Below are 19067 nucleotides of genomic sequence, written 5' to 3' on the forward strand. Positions count from 1 at the left end.
ACTTACAACTCTATACTCCTTTTAATGCATCCTGTCAGCCCTCGGCTCCAGGCTCTTGATGATGTGAGCTTCGATTTCGAGCAGCTCTTTCAGGCGGGCGTCTACCACTTCGGCAGGCATATACTCCTTGGCTAGTTTCACGAAGCTTACATAATGGCCTGCCTCCGAAACCATGAGCTCATAATAAAACGTTTGTAGCGCTTCGTCCTGTATATTTTTCCAGAGCAGCTTAAAACGTTCGCAGCTGCGGGCCTCGATCAAAGCATTCACCAGCAGGTGGTCCATGAGCTGGCGCTCACGCTTGTCGCCCTTGCGGATGTGTTTAGATAGCGCCACCACGTACTCATCAGGGCGGTTGCGGCCTAGCCCGAAACCGCGCTTTTTCAGCTCTGCCAAAACGCGCTCAAAATGGCTCCACTCCTCGGCTACGAGGTCTGTCATCTCCTCAACTAAGCGCGTTTTATCCGGGTACTTTACAATAAGCGAAATAGCCGAAGTAGCTGCTTTCTGCTCACAGTAAGCGTGGTCTATCAGAATATCTTCGATGTTCTTCTCTGCAATATTGGCCCAGCGCGGATCTGTTGGCAGTTGCAGCCGAAGTATGGTTTTGGTAGTTTGTGTCGACATGAGCGTTATGCGTTGTTCGTTGACTATTAAGAAGTATGTTCTATACCTGCATCCCTGACAAGAACATTTATTTATACTTCAGAATCATACGTGGATAAGTATGGCGGCGTCAGGTAATTTATGCTTCTTATATTGCAGCGGCATCCATGTAACAGCCAACAGTACAAGTATAAAATAATCCGTAATCCATTAATCGAAGAACATCCATTTAACCCCAAACATAAAGCTGCGGCGCATCCCCGGATAGTAGGGCGTCGCAAAGTAGCCCGGTTTCCAGAGAGTGTCGTTCACATGGCTCATCTTCAGGAATACGTTAAGCGTTTTGATATCTGCCGTGATAAACACATCTATAACCGGGTATGTGTCGAGTTTAAAGGTGTTTTGCTGATAGAATTGCTGGGTAACCGGCATGTAAGCATCGGCATAATAGCCGGTTGGCAGGTAAGCCTCCACTCCAAACTGCCCGTAAAGGGCTTGCTTGAACAGAAACCCCTGGAAGTATAACTTGGAATCCAGCAGCCACTCCGGTACCCGAATGCGGTCTGCTTCATCGGTGTTCGTGTAGGCCACAAAGTTATCGAAGTGGAAGCCGCCAAAGTGGATCTGGTGCGATATTTCTGCTCCCCAAAGCCGTTGGTTACCACTCAGCTGCTCAGGCTTTGCCAGGGTATTGTAAAAGATGTACCGCTTAATGTTAGTGTAGTGGGCCTTTAATTTCACATACTGCCGCTCCCCCAGCTTGCCATTATAAGCAACTTCGCCATGATCTGCCACACTGCTTTTGAAGTCATCAGGGTTCCAGAAGAAATGATTGCTGAGCATGAACTGCTGTGTCGCAGAGGGTGAATACAGGATGCGCTCCAGGGAGGCTTGCAGGCCTCCTAAACGGGCAATACCACGTAACCGGTAATCTCTGGACAGCTGAAACTCCCCGTCTACAGCCAGTTCTGCTTTATTCTCATAAAAAAGGCGCAGCTGTCCACCCACAAATAACTGATTGTAGGCCTGATCGGCTGTAATAGTTCGCCGAGGTATGCTGTCGCCGCTGGCAAACTTCTCTACAGCGCTGTAATCGATTTTAGCATTACGGAACTTGGCGTAAGCCTTGTAAGAAGAAAGCTTGTTATTCCCGGTTAATCCGAACACATTTTGCATCTCCCGGTAATTGGCTTCATCATCCGTCTTGGCTTTACTGTAATAAGTAGTCGGGTAAAAAAGGACGGTAGTATCCTTATTGGTGGAGATAATGCGAGGTAGCTCATCGTCCATAAACTCATCTTTTTGCGTATGGATGTCGAGCATATGGTATGCCTTCAGATTCTCTGCCGCTATTTTATACACCTGCAATACGTGCAAGTGGTTGCGTTTTTCCTGCGTCTCCGCCTGCTGCAGGTTTACTGATTGCGTTTGGTAGTTGAAAAGACTGTCACGTGGCGTTGTGGCAGACGGCACCAGCACCCCTCCCTGCTCTATTTGTGCCACATGTAGCAACGTAAAATTCAGGAAGAGATCATAGTTATCATTCTTCGATCGGTAATGCGTGAAAAGCTTGGCCCCCGAATGGTCAATAAGGCGATCAGTGCCCGTAGAGGCAACGGTATTGAGTTGCTTCTGCGCAGCCAGCAGTTGGTAAGCTGCCCCTATGTTCCAGCGGGGAGTGATGTTTCGGGCGTGAATTGCCTCAAATAACTGCTCTCCCTGCCCGCCTTGTACATAAAACAAGTGAGAATAAGGCGAACGGGTATTGTAATAATTGATGTTTTGTGGATCGTAGGCATAGCGGTCGAAGGCGTTACGACCAAAGCGTATGCCAATGGTGCCAGGCAACCTGTACAGTAGCGGCTGGGCAGCCGTACCCACATTACCCAGCTGCTGGTAATACGCTGTATCGTGATACCAGTAGCGTTCGTTCTGAAAGTTCTGAATGGTGGTGTCAATGCGTTCTTCCACGTAGCGGCCTTCCAGCACATCGTTCTCATAGAGATGCAACGTGGTTTTAGGGCTATAGATTACTTTAGTGGAGTCGTCAATAATCTGCGCATGCGCATTCCGGAGGGAGATCAGGCCAAACAAAAACAGCAGGATGGCGAATAGCTTTCTTTTCACAATTCAAAATTAGCAGAATTTAGCATAAGTACGATGTCGCCGAACATTCGGGGCTGGCAAGCTACGTGTGGCTGCAATTTATTTAATCTATACTTCAGGTAACGAATTGCTGCACATGGTTCAGTATCAACGCATCAAACATCTCCTTTTCTTTTAGAAAAGTTACCTCGATGGGCAGGTAAAAAACAGGCAGGCTGCTGGTCAGTTCCACCAGGCCGGGACCCGTCAGCTTAACGGCATCTTTACGGGTAGTGAGCACCGATGCCTGCCGATGGGCTGCTACCTTCAGTCGGCTATGCAAATCATGCAGGTCTTTGGTAGTATAAGTATAATGATCCGGAAAAGCCAGGTGGTGCAGCACCTCAAAGCCTTGGGCAAGCAGGTACTCTTTTAAAGGAGCCGCATTCGCAATGCCCGTAACTAAAATAAGCTGGTTTGATAGCGTCGTTTGCGATCCGATGGAAACAGGTTGGCCATAACGGAAGGTAGAGAAAAACACCGGAACTTGCGCCCGGCTATACTTGCGGATCTGGCTTTCGATGGCTTGCTGCTGCGGCAAAGCGAGTTGCTCAGGGCACTTACTGACAATGATGGCATCCGCCCGTGCAGCCCCGCTCCTGGCCTCGCGGAGCCATCCGGCCGGCAGCACAAAGTCGCTGTAAAATGGCCGCTTGTAATCTGTTAGCAACAACCGGAGCGATGGCTGCAACGCGCGGTGCTGCAGGGCATCGTCTAACACCACCACCGCTACGTCTGGTACCCTGGCCTGCAACTGCTGCACCCCAAGCACCCTGTCTTCTGCCACAGCCACAGTAACTTCCGGAAAATCCTGGTGAAACTGAAAAGGCTCATCCCCCAGTGAGGCGGCCGTTGCCTTTGTATCGGCAAGTATAAAACCTTTCGTCTGGCGTTTGTATCCCCGGCTGAGCGTAGCCACTTTATACTTATGGAGAAGGCGCAGCAGGTACTCCACGTGCGGCGTTTTGCCCGTACCGCCCACCGTTAGGTTGCCGACCGCAATCACAGGAAGGTCAAAACGCTGTGAGGCAAGCAGCTCTTTGTCGTACAAAAAATTACGGCCCTGCAGCACGCCGCCGTAAAGCAACGAGAAAGGCCAGAGCAGCATTTTTAAATATTTAACCATAGTTTTGTAGCGGGAGCAAAAATAAAACTATTTTCATGCCCCACCTAGTATATCCTTAAAGAGCAACTTAATGACGACTATAAAAGAAATAACTGCCGTGCTGGAGCAGCTGGCTCCGCTCAGCTACCAGGAAAGCTACGATAATGCCGGCCTGCAAACCGGCGACCCTTCTACTATCGTTACCGGCGTGCTGGCAACGCTGGACTGCACCGAAGCGGTGCTGGATGAAGCCATCAGGAAAGGCTGCAACCTGGTGGTGGCCCATCACCCGGTTATCTTTAAAGGAATAAAGCAGCTCACCGGCCGTAACTATGTGGAGCGTACCATCATAAAAGCTATCCAAAACAATATCGCCATCTATGCAGCGCACACCAACCTCGATAGCGTGCTGCAGGGCGTGAACACCAAAATAGCAGACAAACTGGGTTTGCAGCAGCAGCGCATTCTTTCTGGAAAGGTGCACACGCTTATGCAACTGGTAACGTTTACGCCCACTGCATCTACAGCGCAGGTACTGGCGGCCCTGCACCAGGCAGGCGCAGGCAACATTGGCGAATACAGCAACTGCAGCTTTCAGGTGCAGGGTACCGGCCGCTTCTTACCCTCAGAGCAGGCTAATCCAACTATAGGGAAACCTGGCGTACCAGAGCAGGTGACAGAAGATAGGCTGGAAGTGATTTTCCCAGCGCACAGGCAGCAAGCGGTGCTGGTAGCCCTCAAAAAAGCGCACCCCTACGAGGAAGTAGCACATTATGTGTATACATTAGAAAATCAGAACCAGGAAGTGGGTATCGGGATAGTGGGCGAACTGCCAAAAGCTTTATCTGAAGACGCTTTCCTGGCTTATCTGACTGAGAAAATGCAACTGCAGGGGCTGCGGTATACTCCACTTTCTGGCAACCGGCAGGTAAAAAAAGTAGCCGTATGTGGTGGTGCCGGCAGTTTCCTGATCAAAGATGCGCTCCGCCAGGGAGCTGATGTGCTGGTTACGGGTGACGTGAAATACCACGAGTTCTTTGACGCGGAGAACAAACTTATGATCGCTGATATCGGGCATTATGAAAGCGAGGTGTTTACAAAGGAGATTTTTTATGACGTTATTTCAAAAAACTTTCCTAATTTTGCAGTCTATTTATCGGAAGTGAATACAAACCCCATCAGATACACCTATTAATACATGGAAAGTACTGTAGCCAGCAAATTGGAAGCGTTAATGACGCTTCAGAACATCGATTCGCAGCTTGATGAAATTAGACGCGTGCGGGGAGATTTACCCGAAGAGGTTCAGGACCTGGAAGATGAGATAGAGGGGTACGAGGTAAGGGTTCGTAAGTTTGATGATGAAGTGGCCGGCCTGAACGAGTCTATCGCACAGCGCAAGCAAGCTATCAAAGATGCGGAGTCGCTGATTCAGAAATACGAAGACCAGCAGCAGAACGTACGCAACAACCGCGAGTACGACGCTATCACTAAAGAGATCGAACTTCAGAAACTGGAGATCCAGATAGCAGAGAAAAAGATCAAAGAAGCGCACTACCAGATAGAACAGAAGATCAACGAGATCGAAGGCACTAAGAACCGCCTGGAAGAGCGCCGCAAAGACCTTGAGAATAAAAAGCACGAACTGGACCAGATCGTTTCAGAGAGTGAAGATGAAGAAAACACCCTGGAAAAGGAACGGACAGCAGCTGCAGCTAATATTGAGGATCGACTGCTGAGCGCTTACTCCCGTATCCGCAAGAACGTACGTAACGGCCTGGCTGTTGTAAGCGTGAAGCGCGATGCCTGTGGAGGTTGCTTCAACACCGTGCCCCCACAACGCCAGGCAGATATTGCCGCACAGAAAAAAGTCATTGTTTGCGAACACTGTGGCCGTATTCTGGCAGGTGTGGAGCAGCGCGTATTCTAATAAACAGCCTTGAGCTTGAGCGCAGGGTACCTGTATAAGAAATGGAAAAGGATGGTGGTTTGCCATCCTTTTTTTTGTTGCTGGTAGGCTGGCTTCTCCTACATTCTACGCAACCTAGCTTTGCTGCTTCCCCGTTTACGCCCGATCTTCAACGAGCTTACCAGGAGTTGCTGGCGCTTAAAATCACGCACGGCCGGGCGCTGGCAGCACATGCCTTGAAAATTGCTCCTACCAATGCAGCGGGCCTGCTAGTTGCTAACTATGCTGATTTCCTAACGCTATGCCTGCAACAGGACGAGCAGGCATTCCCTTCCCTGCTGGCAGCACAGGAGGAGCGGCTGCGGCAATTAGAGCATTTGCCCCAAACATCTGACTGGGTGACATATGCAACAGCCGAAGTAAGGCTGCAAACAGGCTTAAGTAAGCTCTTGTTTGGCAACCGTTTAGCTGCAGCCTGGGACATCCGGCAAGCCTATCTCTCCTTCTCCGAAAATGCCCGGCGCTATCCTCATTTCTTCCCGAATAAAAAGACATTAGGGCTCCTGCAGGTGCTCATTGGCTCTGTGCCAGATAACTACAAATGGTTTCTTTCTATTATTGGGATGAGCGGCAACAGCACCGAAGGCTTGGTAAATTTGAAAGCCGCCACCACCACGGGAAATGTATTTCAGGAGGAGACGCAGCTTTATTTAGCACTGGTGCTGCCTTTGCTCGATGAAGAGCAGTACACCACCACCTCCGCCCGCCAGGCGGCGCAGCTCGCCCGAAAATACCCGGAGAACCTGCTGTACACGTTTGTTGCTACTTACCTGCTCAAAAAAGCTAGGCAGGGCGATGCCGCTCTTGCTCTCTACCAGCAGCGACCTAATTCAACGCAGTACCTTTCCTTGCCCTACCTGCACCATCTGGCTGCTGACCTGTATCTCGCGCGCGGTGCCTATAATCAATCGGTGCAGGAGAACAGGCTTTTCCTGGCGCAGACCAAGGGCCAGCATTACCTGAAGGCTGCCTATTTTAAGCTATACCTCGCCTGCCTGCTCCACAAGCAGGAAGCTCAGGCGCACGTATACTTTGATAAGATCAGCAAAGAGGGCAAAGCTGAAACGGAGGAGGACACATACGCTCAAAGGTTTGTTGAGCGCCATGAGCAACTTAATCGGCTCCTGCTGCTCGCCCGCCTTCGCTCTGACGGCGGCTATTACCTGGAAGCCATGGCAGCACTGAACAGTTTAGACACTACAAAGCTGCCAGTGCCGCTGCAAGCCGAGTACGTGTACCGGAAAGCCCGCATTTACCACGGCCTGCGGCAGCTGCCACAAGCGATCACCTGGTACCAACGTACCATCAGTTCCTATAGCAACTCCGGTTTATACGTTGTGCCTCATGCCAACCTGCAGCTAGGCTACTTGTACCGCGAGGCGGGTGCGCCTGAGAAAGCTAAGGTTTATTTTCAACAGGCAATGCACTACAAAGGACATGAATATAAAACCAGCATCGATGCGAAAGCTAAGCTGGCCCTTTCTAACCTATAGCGTTATACTTGCTCATGTACGCTGCTGAACTAAAAGACACCGATTTACCTGTTTCGCTGGATGAGTTCCGGTTAAAGGCACTTGCCTGGGCGGCCCGCCACGCGCTGGCTGCTTACTATAATCCCAACCAGATTCCCTACCCGCACAATGGCTTCAGCCACCTGCTGGCAGTATCTAACCAGGAGCCACTGCCGCTTAACGAAACGGATACTTATACTAGTATTCGTTACCAGCTGCAGCAGTACCCGCGCCTGCTTTGCGGCTATTTAGGCTACGACCTGAAGAACCAGACCGAAAATTTGCACAGCCATAACCCAAATCAGATAGGCTTTCCGGATGTGCTCTTCTTTGAACCGGAAGTATACATATACTTGAATCAATCAAGTATAAGCATCTATTCTTCAGTAGATAATATACAAGAAGTGATTGCTTCTATACTTGAACTACCTGTTCCTAATGCGGTAGTTCCAACGAAAATTCAGGCCCAGCCGCGCGTAGCGGCGGAGATGTATAAAGCGCAGGTAGCGCGCATCAAGCAGCATATAATAGAAGGCAATGTGTATGAACTAAACTATTGCATGGAGTTTTATGCCGAGCAGGTGCAGGTAGAACCACTGCCGCTTTACCTAGCCTTGAATGCAGCCTCACCGACGCCTTTTTCAGGTTTTTTGAAGTATAATAAAAAGTATCTTTTATGCGCCTCGCCGGAACGCTTTCTGAAAAAAGAAGGTGCTACGTTAATCTCGCAGCCGATCAAAGGCACCATCCGCCGGGGAGCTACCCCTCAGGAAGATGCCGCCTTGCAGCACCAGTTGCGGCACGATGAAAAGGAGCTAGCTGAAAACATGATGATTGTGGACCTAGTACGCAACGATCTGAGCCGCTCCTGCGCCACCGGAACTGTAAAAGTGGAAGAGATGTTCGGCATTTACCCGTTCCGGCAAGTATCGCAGATGATCTCCACCATTACGGGGCAGTTGCGGCAAGGCATGGAACTGGTAGATGCCCTGATAAATGCTTTTCCAATGGGCAGCATGACAGGTGCCCCCAAGATCAGCGCCATGCGATTAATCGAGGAGTTGGAAGACACCCGGCGCGGCCTCTACTCTGGCGCATTCGGTTATATTATGCCGAACCAAGATGCTGATTTCAACGTGGTGATCCGCAGCATACAGTATAACGCCGGCACCGGTTACCTCAATTTTATGGTAGGCAGCGCCATTACGTACGACTCAGACCCGGAGCAGGAGTATCATGAGTGTCTGCTAAAAGCGAAGGCAATCCTGCAGGTGCTAGGGCAAAAATAACAGCAGCTTTTCGCTTTGGATGAATGGCAGTAACAAGTATAAACAAAGGCTAATTATTGATTCTCAAGCTAACCGGATGTGGCGCTTAGCGCTATCATACATACTTGCAGCAGCCCTTTGAACATCAAATGCGGCATTAATAAATGCGAAACTCCCTATGTCATACCTTGTTTATGGCACGCCCTGCAAGTTTATACTATCCTTGCTGTATAAATTTTAATGCATAATTCATGTCGAAGCCTGTCATTCTGTCACAGCTTTGCAGAGTTTATAGTATATTTGCACCTGTAATAGCATACCTATGGAGCCAATAGTAGATTTAGATTTTATAGACAACCGAACACCTGACCAGGCAGCTGCGTGCGATACGCACATCACAAAGGAAACAGATACCGGAAAAACACGCAAGCTCTACATTGAAAGCTACGGCTGCGCCATGAATTTTTCGGATAGTGAGATCGTCTCGTCCATCATGTTTGAGCAGGGTTTTGATACCACAGCTGACATTGCCCAGGCCGATGTCGTGTTCCTGAATACCTGCTCTATCCGGGAGAAAGCCGAGCAGACGGTGCGCAATCGCCTCGGCCAGATTAACTACTACAAAAAGAAGAAACCGGACATGCTGATTGGCGTGCTGGGTTGCATGGCGGAGCGCCTGAAGAAGTCGTTGCTGGAGGAAGAAAAGATCGTAGACATGGTTGTGGGGCCCGATGCTTACCGCGACTTGCCAAACCTGATCAATGAAGTGGATGGTGGCCAGAAGGCAGTAAACGTATTGCTGTCGCGCGAGGAAACCTATGCCGATATCAACCCTATTCGCCTGAACAGCAATGGCGTAAGCGCTTTCATCTCAATTATGCGGGGCTGTGATAACATGTGCTCTTTCTGCGTGGTGCCTTTTACCCGCGGCCGCGAGCGCAGCCGCGATCCACACTCCATCGTGCGGGAGGCACAGGCTCTAGTGGCCCAGGGTTATAAAGAAGTAACTTTGCTGGGCCAGAATGTGGACTCCTACAAGTGGGCTTCCGAAGATGGTATTGAGCAGGTGAACTTCGCCAATTTGCTCGAGATGGTGGCCCTGCTCTCACCGGAACTGCGTGTGCGCTTCTCTACCTCGCACCCCAAAGACATTACGGACGAGGTGCTCTATACGATAAAGAAGTATGACAACATCTGCAAGTACATACACCTCCCAGCCCAGAGTGGCAATTCGCGGGTGCTGGAGCTGATGAACCGGACCTATGACCGCGAATGGTACCTGAACCGGGTGGATGCTATCCGAAGTATACTTGGGGAAGATTGTGGTATTTCATCGGACATGATCGCCGGCTTCTGCTCTGAAACGGAAGAGGAGCACCAGGACACGCTTTCGCTGATGGACTACGTGCAATATGACTACTCTTATATGTTCTTTTACTCCGAGCGCCCCGGTACGCTGGCAGCCCGCAAATTGGAAGACGATGTGCCGCTCGAAGTAAAAAAGCGCCGCCTGGACGAGATCATTACCAAGCAACGCGAAACATCCCTGGCCCGCAATAAACGTGATATTGGCAAAGTGCACCGGGTGCTGGTCGAAAATTTCTCTAAGAAATCTACAGCGCAGCTCAGTGGCCGCAACGACCAGAACAAAGTTGTGATCTTCGACAAAAAGCACTACAAGAAAGGCGATTACGTGAACGTTTTTGTACACGACTGCAGTGTAGGCACTCTCTTTGGCGAAGCGGTAGATTAGGTGTGGATACACCTGTAAAGGAGCGGCCGGGCAAAAGCCTGTTTATTTTGCTTCTTCTTAAGGCCTCCAAATCTGCTTACCTTAATTTATATACATGCGCAATTTCGATTTACAGACCATAAAACAACGCTTCGGCATTATCGGTAATTCTCCCCTGCTCAACTATGCCATTCAAGTGGCCGTGCAGGTAGCGCCAACCGATATGACTGTGCTAATCACGGGCGAGAGTGGCAGTGGGAAAGAGTCTTTCTCCAAGATCATTCACCAGCTGAGCCCGCGTAAACACGGCCAGTTTATTGCCATCAACTGCGGCGCTATACCCGAAGGCACTATTGACTCTGAATTATTCGGCCATGAAAAAGGGTCATTTACCGGCGCCCAGGAAGCCCGCAAAGGCTACTTCGAAGTGACGGATGGCGGCACTATTTTCCTTGATGAGATAGGCGAAATGCCCTTGGGTACGCAGGCCCGGTTACTACGCGTGCTGGAGAATGGCGAGTTCATCAAGGTAGGCTCCTCCAAAGTTCAGAAGACGGATGTGCGCGTAGTGGCAGCTACCAACGTGAACCTGATGAACGCCGTGGAAAAGGGCCGGTTTCGCGAAGACCTATACTACCGCTTAAACACGGTGCCAATTACGGTGCCGGCACTCCGGGAGCGCGGCGAAGATGTGTACCTCCTGTTCCGCAAGTTTGCCAGCGACTTTTCGGAAAAGTATAAAGTAAAGCCGATCACGCTGACAGCTGATGCAGTACAGGAGCTGCTTAACTTCCGGTTTCCGGGCAACATCCGGCAGCTGAAGAATATTGTGGAGCAGATCTCTGTGCTGGAGTATGACCGCGAAGTAGATGCGGAAAAGCTACGCCACTACCTACCCCGTGAGCAGAGCAACCTGCCTGCACTTTTAAAGAAAGAAGAAAACTCTGAACAGCATATTTCAGAGCGTGATCTGCTGTATAAGGTGTTGTTTGACATGCGCCGGGATATGTCTGAGCTCAAGAAGCTGGTTTTTGACATGCTCACGCACCAGCCGGATGAAGAGAACTTACTGAAAGAACACGGCCACCTCTTCGAAAATATTGAACAACAGGCAAATGGCAGGTCGTACCAGCACCAGGAGCCCAAGCACAGCGAACCCTTTTACCTGCAGGTAAAGCATGCACCATCGCACCACGACGATTACGAAGATCAGAAAGTAGAAGATATTCCGCACGAAACAGAAGAAGAAAGCCTTTCGCTGGAAAATAAAGAGAAAGAGCTCATTCTGAAAGCGCTTAAGAAACACAACAACAAACGGAAGTATGCCGCACAGGACCTGGGCATTTCCGAACGAACCCTTTATCGTAAATTAAAGCAGTATGACATCGAAGATTAACGGCCGCTCCATACTTTATACTTTGTCGCTCCTGCTGCTGCTCGTTTGCGGCGGGTGCGGTGTATACTCCTTTTCAGGTACCAGTATCAGCCCTGATATTAAAACAATTTCTATCCAGACGATAGAGAACAGCAGTGGTGAAGGTCCTGCCAACCTGACGCAGGTAGTTACAGATAATTTTAAAAATTATTTCCGGCGAAACTCCAATCTGACGGTGCTACAGAGCAACGGCGACTTGCAATTGGAGGGACAGATTGTTAGCTTTACCCTTACACCGGCCGCCATCCAGCGGGAAGGTCTGGAAGATAAAGCCGGCCTGAACCGCTTAACACTTGGTGTACAGATACATTATACCAACACCAAGAATCCGGAAGAGAATTTTGACCGGCTTTTTACCATGACGCAGGACTTTAAGCAGAACGTGGATATCACCCAGATACCTACGAACGATATAAATGAATTAACTGAGCGTCTGGTGACAGATGTATTTAATAAAACAGTTGCTAACTGGTAGAAAGTGCTTCGGGATAACTACTTTACAAGTATGAGTGCATGAATAAATCAGCTTTTCTTCAACTGATACAACAGGTATCGAACATCTCGGACCAGCAGACAGAAGAGCTGGAGAAGGTGGCCGCTACCTTCCCCTATTGCCAGACGGCACATCTGCTCCTTGCCAAGTCTGCTTACGACAAGGGCAGCATGCTTTCTACCCAGCGCCTGCGTCGGGCATCTGCCTATGCCACCGACCGGCAGTTGCTGAAGCGCATTATTTATACATCGCCAGTGCCTGTGCCTGCTTTTGAAGAGCCTGTATTACAGGAGGAACCTATCTCACACGAGAGTTATACTTTAGAAGTACAGGAAGAAGCACTACCGGAGCAGGTTGTAGAGATACCTGCCGATGAGGAAAGTATAATAGCTGAGGTAATAGAAACTTCCGCCGAAGCAGAAGGTATCCCGGAAGCAGAAACAAAATTGCTTCCTGAGTCAGACGACAAGAGCAATTCGCAAGACCAGAACACATCCTCCCTTTTGCCTGTAGCGGCTGTAGTTGAGACAGAAGATACGGAAGAAAGTATGGACTCTGAATTGGCCATGCTGCTGACCATCAACAGCCTGAGTTCTTCTTTTACTGATCTGCTGGCGCAAAAGCCTGATCCGGCAGAATCACTGCCTAAAGACACGTTTGCTGAATACCCGGATGACTTACCGGAGCAGGAGGAGTCTGACGCTTTAACCGCCTCTTCAGCAGACGAGGAGCACCTGTTTGTATACCAGAAGCCTATGCCTCTGCCGGAAGAAGAGCTTGTTGCTTCTCTGGCGCTTCCTGCTGCTCCTGCAGAAGCCAGCATAACGTATCAGTTTGATGAAATTGGCCAGCTCTACAGCGAAGACAGCCTTGGCTACTGGATGGCATCCAGCCGTCTGGGTGAGGTACTACAGCTTAAGGATGAAGATACGCGCCCCAGGCCGCAGGGCTTCCACCCGGAGCTGATCCTGGACTACTGCAAAACACATGAACTGCAGAAGGCAGTATATACAGGCCCTGAAGCGCTGCATCACCAGTTGAATATCATTGATCAGTTCTTAAAGCTTAACCCGCGTCTGAAAGCGATGAACAATCTCCGGATGCGCTCAGAGCCACAAGAAGATTTATCGTTGCGGAACAGCAAGATAAAAAAAGGAATTGCCTCCGAGAGCCTGGCTAACATTTTTCTGCAGCAGGGAAAAGTGAAGAAAGCCATCAAAATTTATGAGCAGCTCATTTTGAAAAATCCGGAAAAAAAGAGTTACTTTGCCGAACAGATAGAAAAATTACAAAACGTAACATAATATGTATATCGCCCTTATCAGCCTGATTGTCTTTGTTTGTGTACTGCTTATACTCGTGGTACTTGCCCAAAACCCTAAGGGCGGCGGCCTTGGCAGCCAATTTGGTGGCAGCACCAGCCAGTTAGTGGGTGTTAAGCGCACCGGCGATCTACTTGAGAAACTAACATGGGGCTTTGCGATCGCACTGGTTGTTTTGTCACTGGGCACGCACATGCTACGTTCTTCTCAGGGTGCTGCTGAAATGAGCCGCAGCGTGAACGAAGAGCGGGCGCAACAGCAGCAATTACCAGCAGCTCCGGCCACTGCCCTGCCCGGTAGCGAAAAAGCTGCAACTTTGCCTGGTGCCGCTTTACCAGCCGCTACTGATTCTGCAAAATAAGAACTGCTATAGCAAATACTTAAAGCCGGCCGCTGTGCCGGCTTTTTTTGTTCACTGCTGCCAATGTTGGCAGCTCTTCCCGAAAAAGTTCCCTGGGGCTGCCAAATATGTCAAACCTGTCAGGTGTGTCCGCGTTAAAAACTGAAATATTGGCTTAATGTGTCAGTTCTTCGGGCTTGGCACAGGAAGTGATAGTATCCCTATGGTTTCAACGTTTAATATCAACCATAAATTCTAATAACAAACTATGTCAATCAGCATTAAACCATTAGCAGACAGAGTAATTGTAGCTCCTGCTGCAGCAGAAGAAAAAACCAAGTCTGGTATCATTATCCCTGATACTGCTAAAGAGAAACCACAGCGTGGCGAAGTAGTAGCCATTGGCGAAGGCAAAGTGTCAGAGCAGGGCGCTTTGATGAAACCACAAGTAAAAGTAGGCGATCAGGTATTGTACGGCAAATATGCCGGTACTGAGATCTCCGTAGATGGCGGTGACTACCTCATCATGCGTGAGTCTGACATCCTGGCAATTCTTTAACTTAACGATCAGTAAATCCCAATCAAATTAAACCATTATGGCTAAAAACATCACATTCGATACAGATGCGCGCACCAAAATTAAAGCTGGTGTCGATAAATTGGCGAATGCCGTTAAAGTAACGCTCGGACCAAAAGGACGCAACGTTATCATTGATAAGAAATTTGGCGCCCCGATGATTACAAAAGACGGCGTTTCAGTAGCGAAAGAAATCGACCTGAACGACCCGATCGAGAACATGGGCGCACAACTGGTAAAAGAAGTAGCTTCTAAAACAGCCGACCAGGCTGGTGACGGTACTACGACAGCTACCGTGCTGGCTCAAGCTATCTATACTGCCGGTATCAAGAACGTAGCAGCTGGTGCTAACCCGATGGACCTGAAGCGTGGTATTGACAAAGCTGTGCAGGCCGTTGTTGAGAACCTCCGCTCCCAGTCTAAGAAAATCGAGAACTCTTCTGAGATCTCGCAGGTAGGTACTATTTCTGCCAACAACGACGCTGAGATCGGCCAAATGATTGCCGATGCGATGGATAAAGTTGGCAAAGACGGCGTGATTACAGTAGAGGAGGCAAAAGGAACCGAAACTGAAGTAAAAACAGTGGAAGGTATGCAGTTCGACCGCGGTTACCTGTCGCCATACTTTGTAACCAACGCAGAGAAGATGGAAGCGGAGTTCGACAACCCTTACATCCTGATCTACGACAAGAAAGTGTCTACTATGAAAGAACTGCTGCCGGTATTGGAGCAGGTGGTTCAGACAGGTAAAGGCTTAGTGATTGTATCAGAAGATGTAGACGGTGAAGCGCTTGCTACCCTGGTAGTAAACAAACTGCGTGGCTCCCTGAAAATTGCTGCGGTAAAAGCTCCTGGCTTTGGCGACAGAAGAAAAGCTATGTTGGAAGACATCGCGATTCTGACCGGTGGTACTGTGATCTCGGAAGAGCGCGGTTACAAACTGGAGAATGCGACGCTGGAATACTTAGGTCAGGCTGAAAAAGTGATCATCGACAAAGACAACACTACCCTTGTGAACGGTGCTGGCCAGAAAGATGACATTGTGGCCCGCGTAAACCAGATCAAAGCGCAGATGGAAACCACAACCTCTGACTATGACAAAGAGAAATTGCAGGAGCGTCTTGCAAAATTATCTGGCGGGGTAGCTATTCTGTACATCGGTGCTTCAACGGAAGTTGAGATGAAAGAGAAAAAAGACCGTGTGGATGATGCCTTGCACGCAACACGTGCTGCGGTGGAAGAAGGTATTGTAGCGGGTGGTGGCGTTGCCCTGATCCGTGCGCTGGATGCCCTTTCAAACCTGGAAGTAACAAATGCTGACCAGCAGACTGGTGTTCAGATCATTCGCACTGCCCTGGAGTCTCCACTAAGAACCATTGTAGCCAATGCTGGTGGCGAAGGTTCTGTGGTAGTACAGGCCGTTCGCGAAGGCAAAGCTGATTACGGTTACAATGCCCGCGAAGACAAGTATGAGAACCTGTTTGCAGCCGGTATCATCGACCCAACGAAAGTAACACGTCTTGCGCTGGAGAACGCAGCTTCTATTGCTGGCCTGCTGCTTACCACCGAGTGTGTAGTTTCAGAAGAGCCTGAAGAAGATAAAGGTGCTCCGGCTATGCCAGGTGGCATGGGCGGCATGGGCGGCATGATGTAATCATTTCCCATTACTTTAAAAAGCCTCCGAGTTGTAGCTCGGGGGCTTTTTTCTTTTTAGGGCTATCCGGACGCCTAGTGTAGTTCTTTTAATTGGATAGTAATAGCATGCGGGGCTACTTCATCGCCTCCAAAGTATGGATATAGCTGGTACCCTGCCCCCGCTCCTGTACAGGCACGCGGCAGTTCCACTTGCTGTCCGTTCAGCCGGAAAGTATAGGTTCCGTCGCATAGCTCCAATGTACAGGTATTTTTCTGCCCTAACTCCACCGTACCGATATACTTGGATTGCCGCACCTGGTTGAGGTAAGTATAAGCATGAATTTCCAGTTGATTGTTATACCAGCGCCAGCCAAAGCGTGCACTGTTAGTTTGATGGCTGACGCCACAGTCAGAAACGCCATACAGTTTGTTAATATCTCCCTGGTTTTCGGGAGCAACGGAAGTATAAATTGCCGTGCTATCAAATGTCACTTCAAAGGAAAGCTTGGTAGTAGTAGTTGCTTTGAAAGGATGAGATGTAGCATAATGCTCCCCTTTCGGGATGAGGTACATAATGGTATTTTTCGCCGGCTGAGGCATCACTGCTTCTTCAGCAGGTATCTGGCAGGCGCAGAGGCTCAGCAGTAGCAGGTAAACATTTCGTTTACACGTGTGGTAAGTTAAAAACATGTGGGTGGTAAAAGTTGAAATGTACTATTCAGTCTATTCGTTAAGTGGCACAAATTAAGCTCCTGCTTCTTTTAGTGCAACAATAAACTTTATACTCCTATCAACTCCTTCTAAAAGTACCATGAATTTTTGTCCTGGGCAGAAACAAAATGCTTAGGAAGAGTTTATACAAGTGGTCGGCTCAAGTTTATACCTGAAATGAACTCTGACAACTGTAAAAAAGAAAGGCCTCCCAGTTATGAGAAGCCTTTCTTTTTCAATATTAACAGCTATTTGCTTTTAGCTTAGTTCCGCTTCCAGCAACTGGCCGGTTTGCGCTTCCTCTTCCTCGTTGTGCTGCTCTTCCGCACCATGAGACAAGCGGTTCAGCCTGCCACTGAACACCCACAAGAGTAAACCAAGGGAAATAGATACCAGTGCGATGCCGCCAAATATCTCCAGTTCACCAAGGTTTTGAGCAGCTTCTCCTAACCAACCTGCTACTTTGTTGCCCAAGCCGGTTACTGCAAAGTAAATACCCATGATGGAGGCTACCAGGCTTCGGGGAGCCAGCTTTGTGATGTACGAGAGGGCCACCGGCGACAAGGCTAACTCACCTAAAGTATGGAATAGGTAGGCCAGTACCAGCCACCACATCGACGAAAGGCCTAGCATGCTGGACTCGCGCTGCATAGACGCGAACACCATAAAAATGAACCCACAGCCCATGATGGCCGTGCCAATACCCATTTTAGAAATAGAAGGTGGGTTTTTGCCCACTTTAGCCAGGTAAAGCCAAACAGCAGCTACTATACCTCCGAAGATAAGTATAAACAAGGCATTCAAACTCTGGAACCAGCTTGCCGGAACGATAAAGCCGCGCTGCTCATTCTGGCGATCAAAAATGGTATAAGCTGAGGGAGTTTCAACCACGGGAGCAGCATCAGAAAGCAAGGCATTGTAGGTCGCGCTATCTGCTTTTTCTACTGCCAGATCATACTGCCTGCTGCGAATACGTGGTGCAGGAATGACCTGATTGCCATCTACTTCCACAGGGCTGTCCAGTTTGTTGTTGATCTCGCTAAAGCTAAGCGAACGCGGAGAGACAAGGTTGCCGAAGAATTCACCAACCGTATTAAACTCAGTAATCTGCTTGTTCTCTACCACCTTTTGGGTTGCCTGGATGGCCAACAAATCCTGAGGTTCTTTGGCTTGTGTAGTATATTCATTTACAGCAAACTCATTGCCAATGTACCGGTCGGTGTAGTTCTTCGTGTAGAGGTTCATCAAACCACCCGCCTGCTCAAAAGCAGCCCAGAACACTAACACGATCACAAATGAAATCCCTAAGAGAACCAAGCGATCTTTCTCCACTTTGGTGAAACTAGCAGCTGCTTTCGCTTTCGGAGTAGCTTTAGAGAAAATCTTATCTTCGCTCTTAACAATATTACCTACATGGCGCAGGTATTTCTGGCCGCCAATAAACACCACCTGCCCCAGCAGCATGCCGATACCTGCTAAAGAAAAGCCGTAGTGCCAGCCAATGGTTTCGCCAACGTAACCAACAATCAAAGCAGCCAGGAACGCGCCAAGGTTGATGCCCATGTAAAAAATGGTGAAGCCCGAATCGCGGCGGCTGTCTCCTTCTTTATAAAGGCCGCCTACCATGGTAGAAATGTTAGGCTTTAAAAGGCCTGTGCCAGCCACAATCAGCGCCATGGCTGTGTAGAAAGCCCATACTGATGGCCAGGCCATGAGGAAGTGACCGGCCACTAAGGTAAAGCCGCCCAGCATAACAGCCTTTTTCTGGCCAAATACCTTATCAGCCAAAAAGCCCCCGGGAATGGCCACTAAATAGACCAACATCGTATAGGTGCCATACAAACTGATCGCTTCTGTCTCTGTCCAGCCAAAGCCGCCATTCACATTTGAAACTAAGAACAACACCAAGATGCCGCGCATGCCATAATAGCTGAAGCGCTCCCACATTTCGGTGAAAAACAAGATCATTAATCCAATCGGGTGACCAAATAAAGTGCCTTGCGTTTCAACGAAACTAGGCGCTCTCCCGCCGGATATGTTCTGAGGTGTCGACATAAATAATGTAGTAAGTATAAAAGGTTAGTGCATGTCAAAACTAAAAATACGAAGCTATATCGGCTAATCCAAATGTAAAAGGTTGACTGGAGGCAGATAGGCAGCTTTTAGCAGTGTAACCTGCGCTGCCCAACGCGAAATTTTAACAAGGGGTTGGTGGATG

General features: G+C 49.1%; 16 protein-coding genes. 11 read left to right on the forward strand and 5 right to left on the reverse strand.

From position 1 onward, the window contains the following. Nucleotides 1-21: 21 nt before the first annotated feature. The 3 genes from ABDW72_RS14295 to lpxK form a co-directional block, all read right to left on the reverse strand. Nucleotides 22-627, reverse strand: a complete 606-nt coding sequence (locus ABDW72_RS14295) for a MiaE family protein (RefSeq protein WP_347159260.1) — start codon at nt 625-627, stop codon at nt 22-24. 189 nt (nt 628-816) lie between these two features. Continuing rightward, a complete protein-coding gene (locus ABDW72_RS14300) occupies nt 817-2733 on the reverse strand; it encodes a putative porin (protein WP_347159261.1) in 1917 nt (638 codons plus the stop codon). 94 nt (nt 2734-2827) lie between these two features. Beyond that, nucleotides 2828-3877 (reverse strand): tetraacyldisaccharide 4'-kinase, encoded by a 1050-nt coding sequence (lpxK, locus tag ABDW72_RS14305; RefSeq protein ID WP_347159262.1) that lies wholly within the window; start codon nt 3875-3877, stop codon nt 2828-2830. Nucleotides 3878-3947: 70 nt separating this feature from the next. Between lpxK and ABDW72_RS14310 the strand changes: the two genes are divergently transcribed. From ABDW72_RS14310 to groL, 11 genes are all read left to right on the forward strand, one after another. Further along, nucleotides 3948-5051: a Nif3-like dinuclear metal center hexameric protein gene (locus tag ABDW72_RS14310; RefSeq protein WP_347159263.1), complete on the forward strand. Its 1104-nt coding sequence runs from the start codon at nt 3948-3950 to the stop codon at nt 5049-5051. A 3-nt stretch (nt 5052-5054) separates the two neighbouring features. Next, on the forward strand, nt 5055-5786 hold the full coding sequence (locus ABDW72_RS14315) for a zinc ribbon domain-containing protein (RefSeq protein ID WP_347159264.1): 732 nt from the start codon (nt 5055-5057) through the stop codon (nt 5784-5786). Nucleotides 5787-5827: 41 nt separating this feature from the next. Continuing rightward, on the forward strand, nt 5828-7318 hold the full coding sequence (locus ABDW72_RS14320; protein WP_347159265.1) for a tetratricopeptide repeat protein: 1491 nt from the start codon (nt 5828-5830) through the stop codon (nt 7316-7318). A gap of 14 nt (nt 7319-7332) precedes the next feature. After that, nucleotides 7333-8625, forward strand: coding sequence for an anthranilate synthase component I family protein (locus ABDW72_RS14325; protein ID WP_347159266.1), 1293 nt, complete (start codon nt 7333-7335; stop codon nt 8623-8625). Between the two features lie 301 nt (nt 8626-8926). Continuing rightward, entirely contained in the window at nt 8927-10357 is a 1431-nt protein-coding gene (miaB, locus tag ABDW72_RS14330) for a tRNA (N6-isopentenyl adenosine(37)-C2)-methylthiotransferase MiaB (protein WP_347159267.1), read from the forward strand. Between the two features lie 94 nt (nt 10358-10451). Next, nucleotides 10452-11732 (forward strand): sigma-54 interaction domain-containing protein, encoded by a 1281-nt coding sequence (locus tag ABDW72_RS14335; protein WP_347159268.1) that lies wholly within the window; start codon nt 10452-10454, stop codon nt 11730-11732. Then, nucleotides 11716-12246 carry an LptE family protein gene (locus ABDW72_RS14340; RefSeq protein WP_347159269.1) on the forward strand — a complete coding sequence of 177 codons (531 nt, stop codon included), beginning with the start codon at nt 11716-11718 and terminating at the stop codon, nt 12244-12246. The genes ABDW72_RS14335 and ABDW72_RS14340 overlap by 17 nt, the downstream gene beginning before the upstream one ends. A 38-nt stretch (nt 12247-12284) precedes the next feature. After that, nucleotides 12285-13568 (forward strand): hypothetical protein, encoded by a 1284-nt coding sequence (locus tag ABDW72_RS14345; RefSeq protein WP_347159270.1) that lies wholly within the window; start codon nt 12285-12287, stop codon nt 13566-13568. A gap of 1 nt (nt 13569) precedes the next feature. After that, nucleotides 13570-13947 carry a preprotein translocase subunit SecG gene (secG, locus tag ABDW72_RS14350; RefSeq protein ID WP_347159271.1) on the forward strand — a complete coding sequence of 126 codons (378 nt, stop codon included), beginning with the start codon at nt 13570-13572 and terminating at the stop codon, nt 13945-13947. 247 nt (nt 13948-14194) lie between these two features. Next, nucleotides 14195-14485, forward strand: a complete 291-nt coding sequence (groES, locus tag ABDW72_RS14355; RefSeq protein ID WP_347159272.1) for a co-chaperone GroES — start codon at nt 14195-14197, stop codon at nt 14483-14485. Between the two features lie 37 nt (nt 14486-14522). Continuing rightward, nucleotides 14523-16157 (forward strand): chaperonin GroEL, encoded by a 1635-nt coding sequence (gene groL / locus ABDW72_RS14360; RefSeq protein ID WP_347159273.1) that lies wholly within the window; start codon nt 14523-14525, stop codon nt 16155-16157. 74 nt (nt 16158-16231) lie between these two features. Here the strand turns inward: groL and ABDW72_RS14365 are convergent, their stop codons facing one another. Further along, nucleotides 16232-16828 carry a hypothetical protein gene (locus tag ABDW72_RS14365; protein ID WP_347159274.1) on the reverse strand — a complete coding sequence of 199 codons (597 nt, stop codon included), beginning with the start codon at nt 16826-16828 and terminating at the stop codon, nt 16232-16234. A 279-nt stretch (nt 16829-17107) separates the two neighbouring features. Then, nucleotides 17108-18904, reverse strand: a complete 1797-nt coding sequence (locus tag ABDW72_RS14370; RefSeq protein WP_347159275.1) for a peptide MFS transporter — start codon at nt 18902-18904, stop codon at nt 17108-17110. Nucleotides 18905-19067 lie beyond the last annotated feature (163 nt).

The sequence above is a fragment of the Pontibacter chitinilyticus genome, assembly GCF_039748935.1.
Lineage (GTDB): Bacteria > Bacteroidota > Bacteroidia > Cytophagales > Hymenobacteraceae > Pontibacter > Pontibacter chitinilyticus.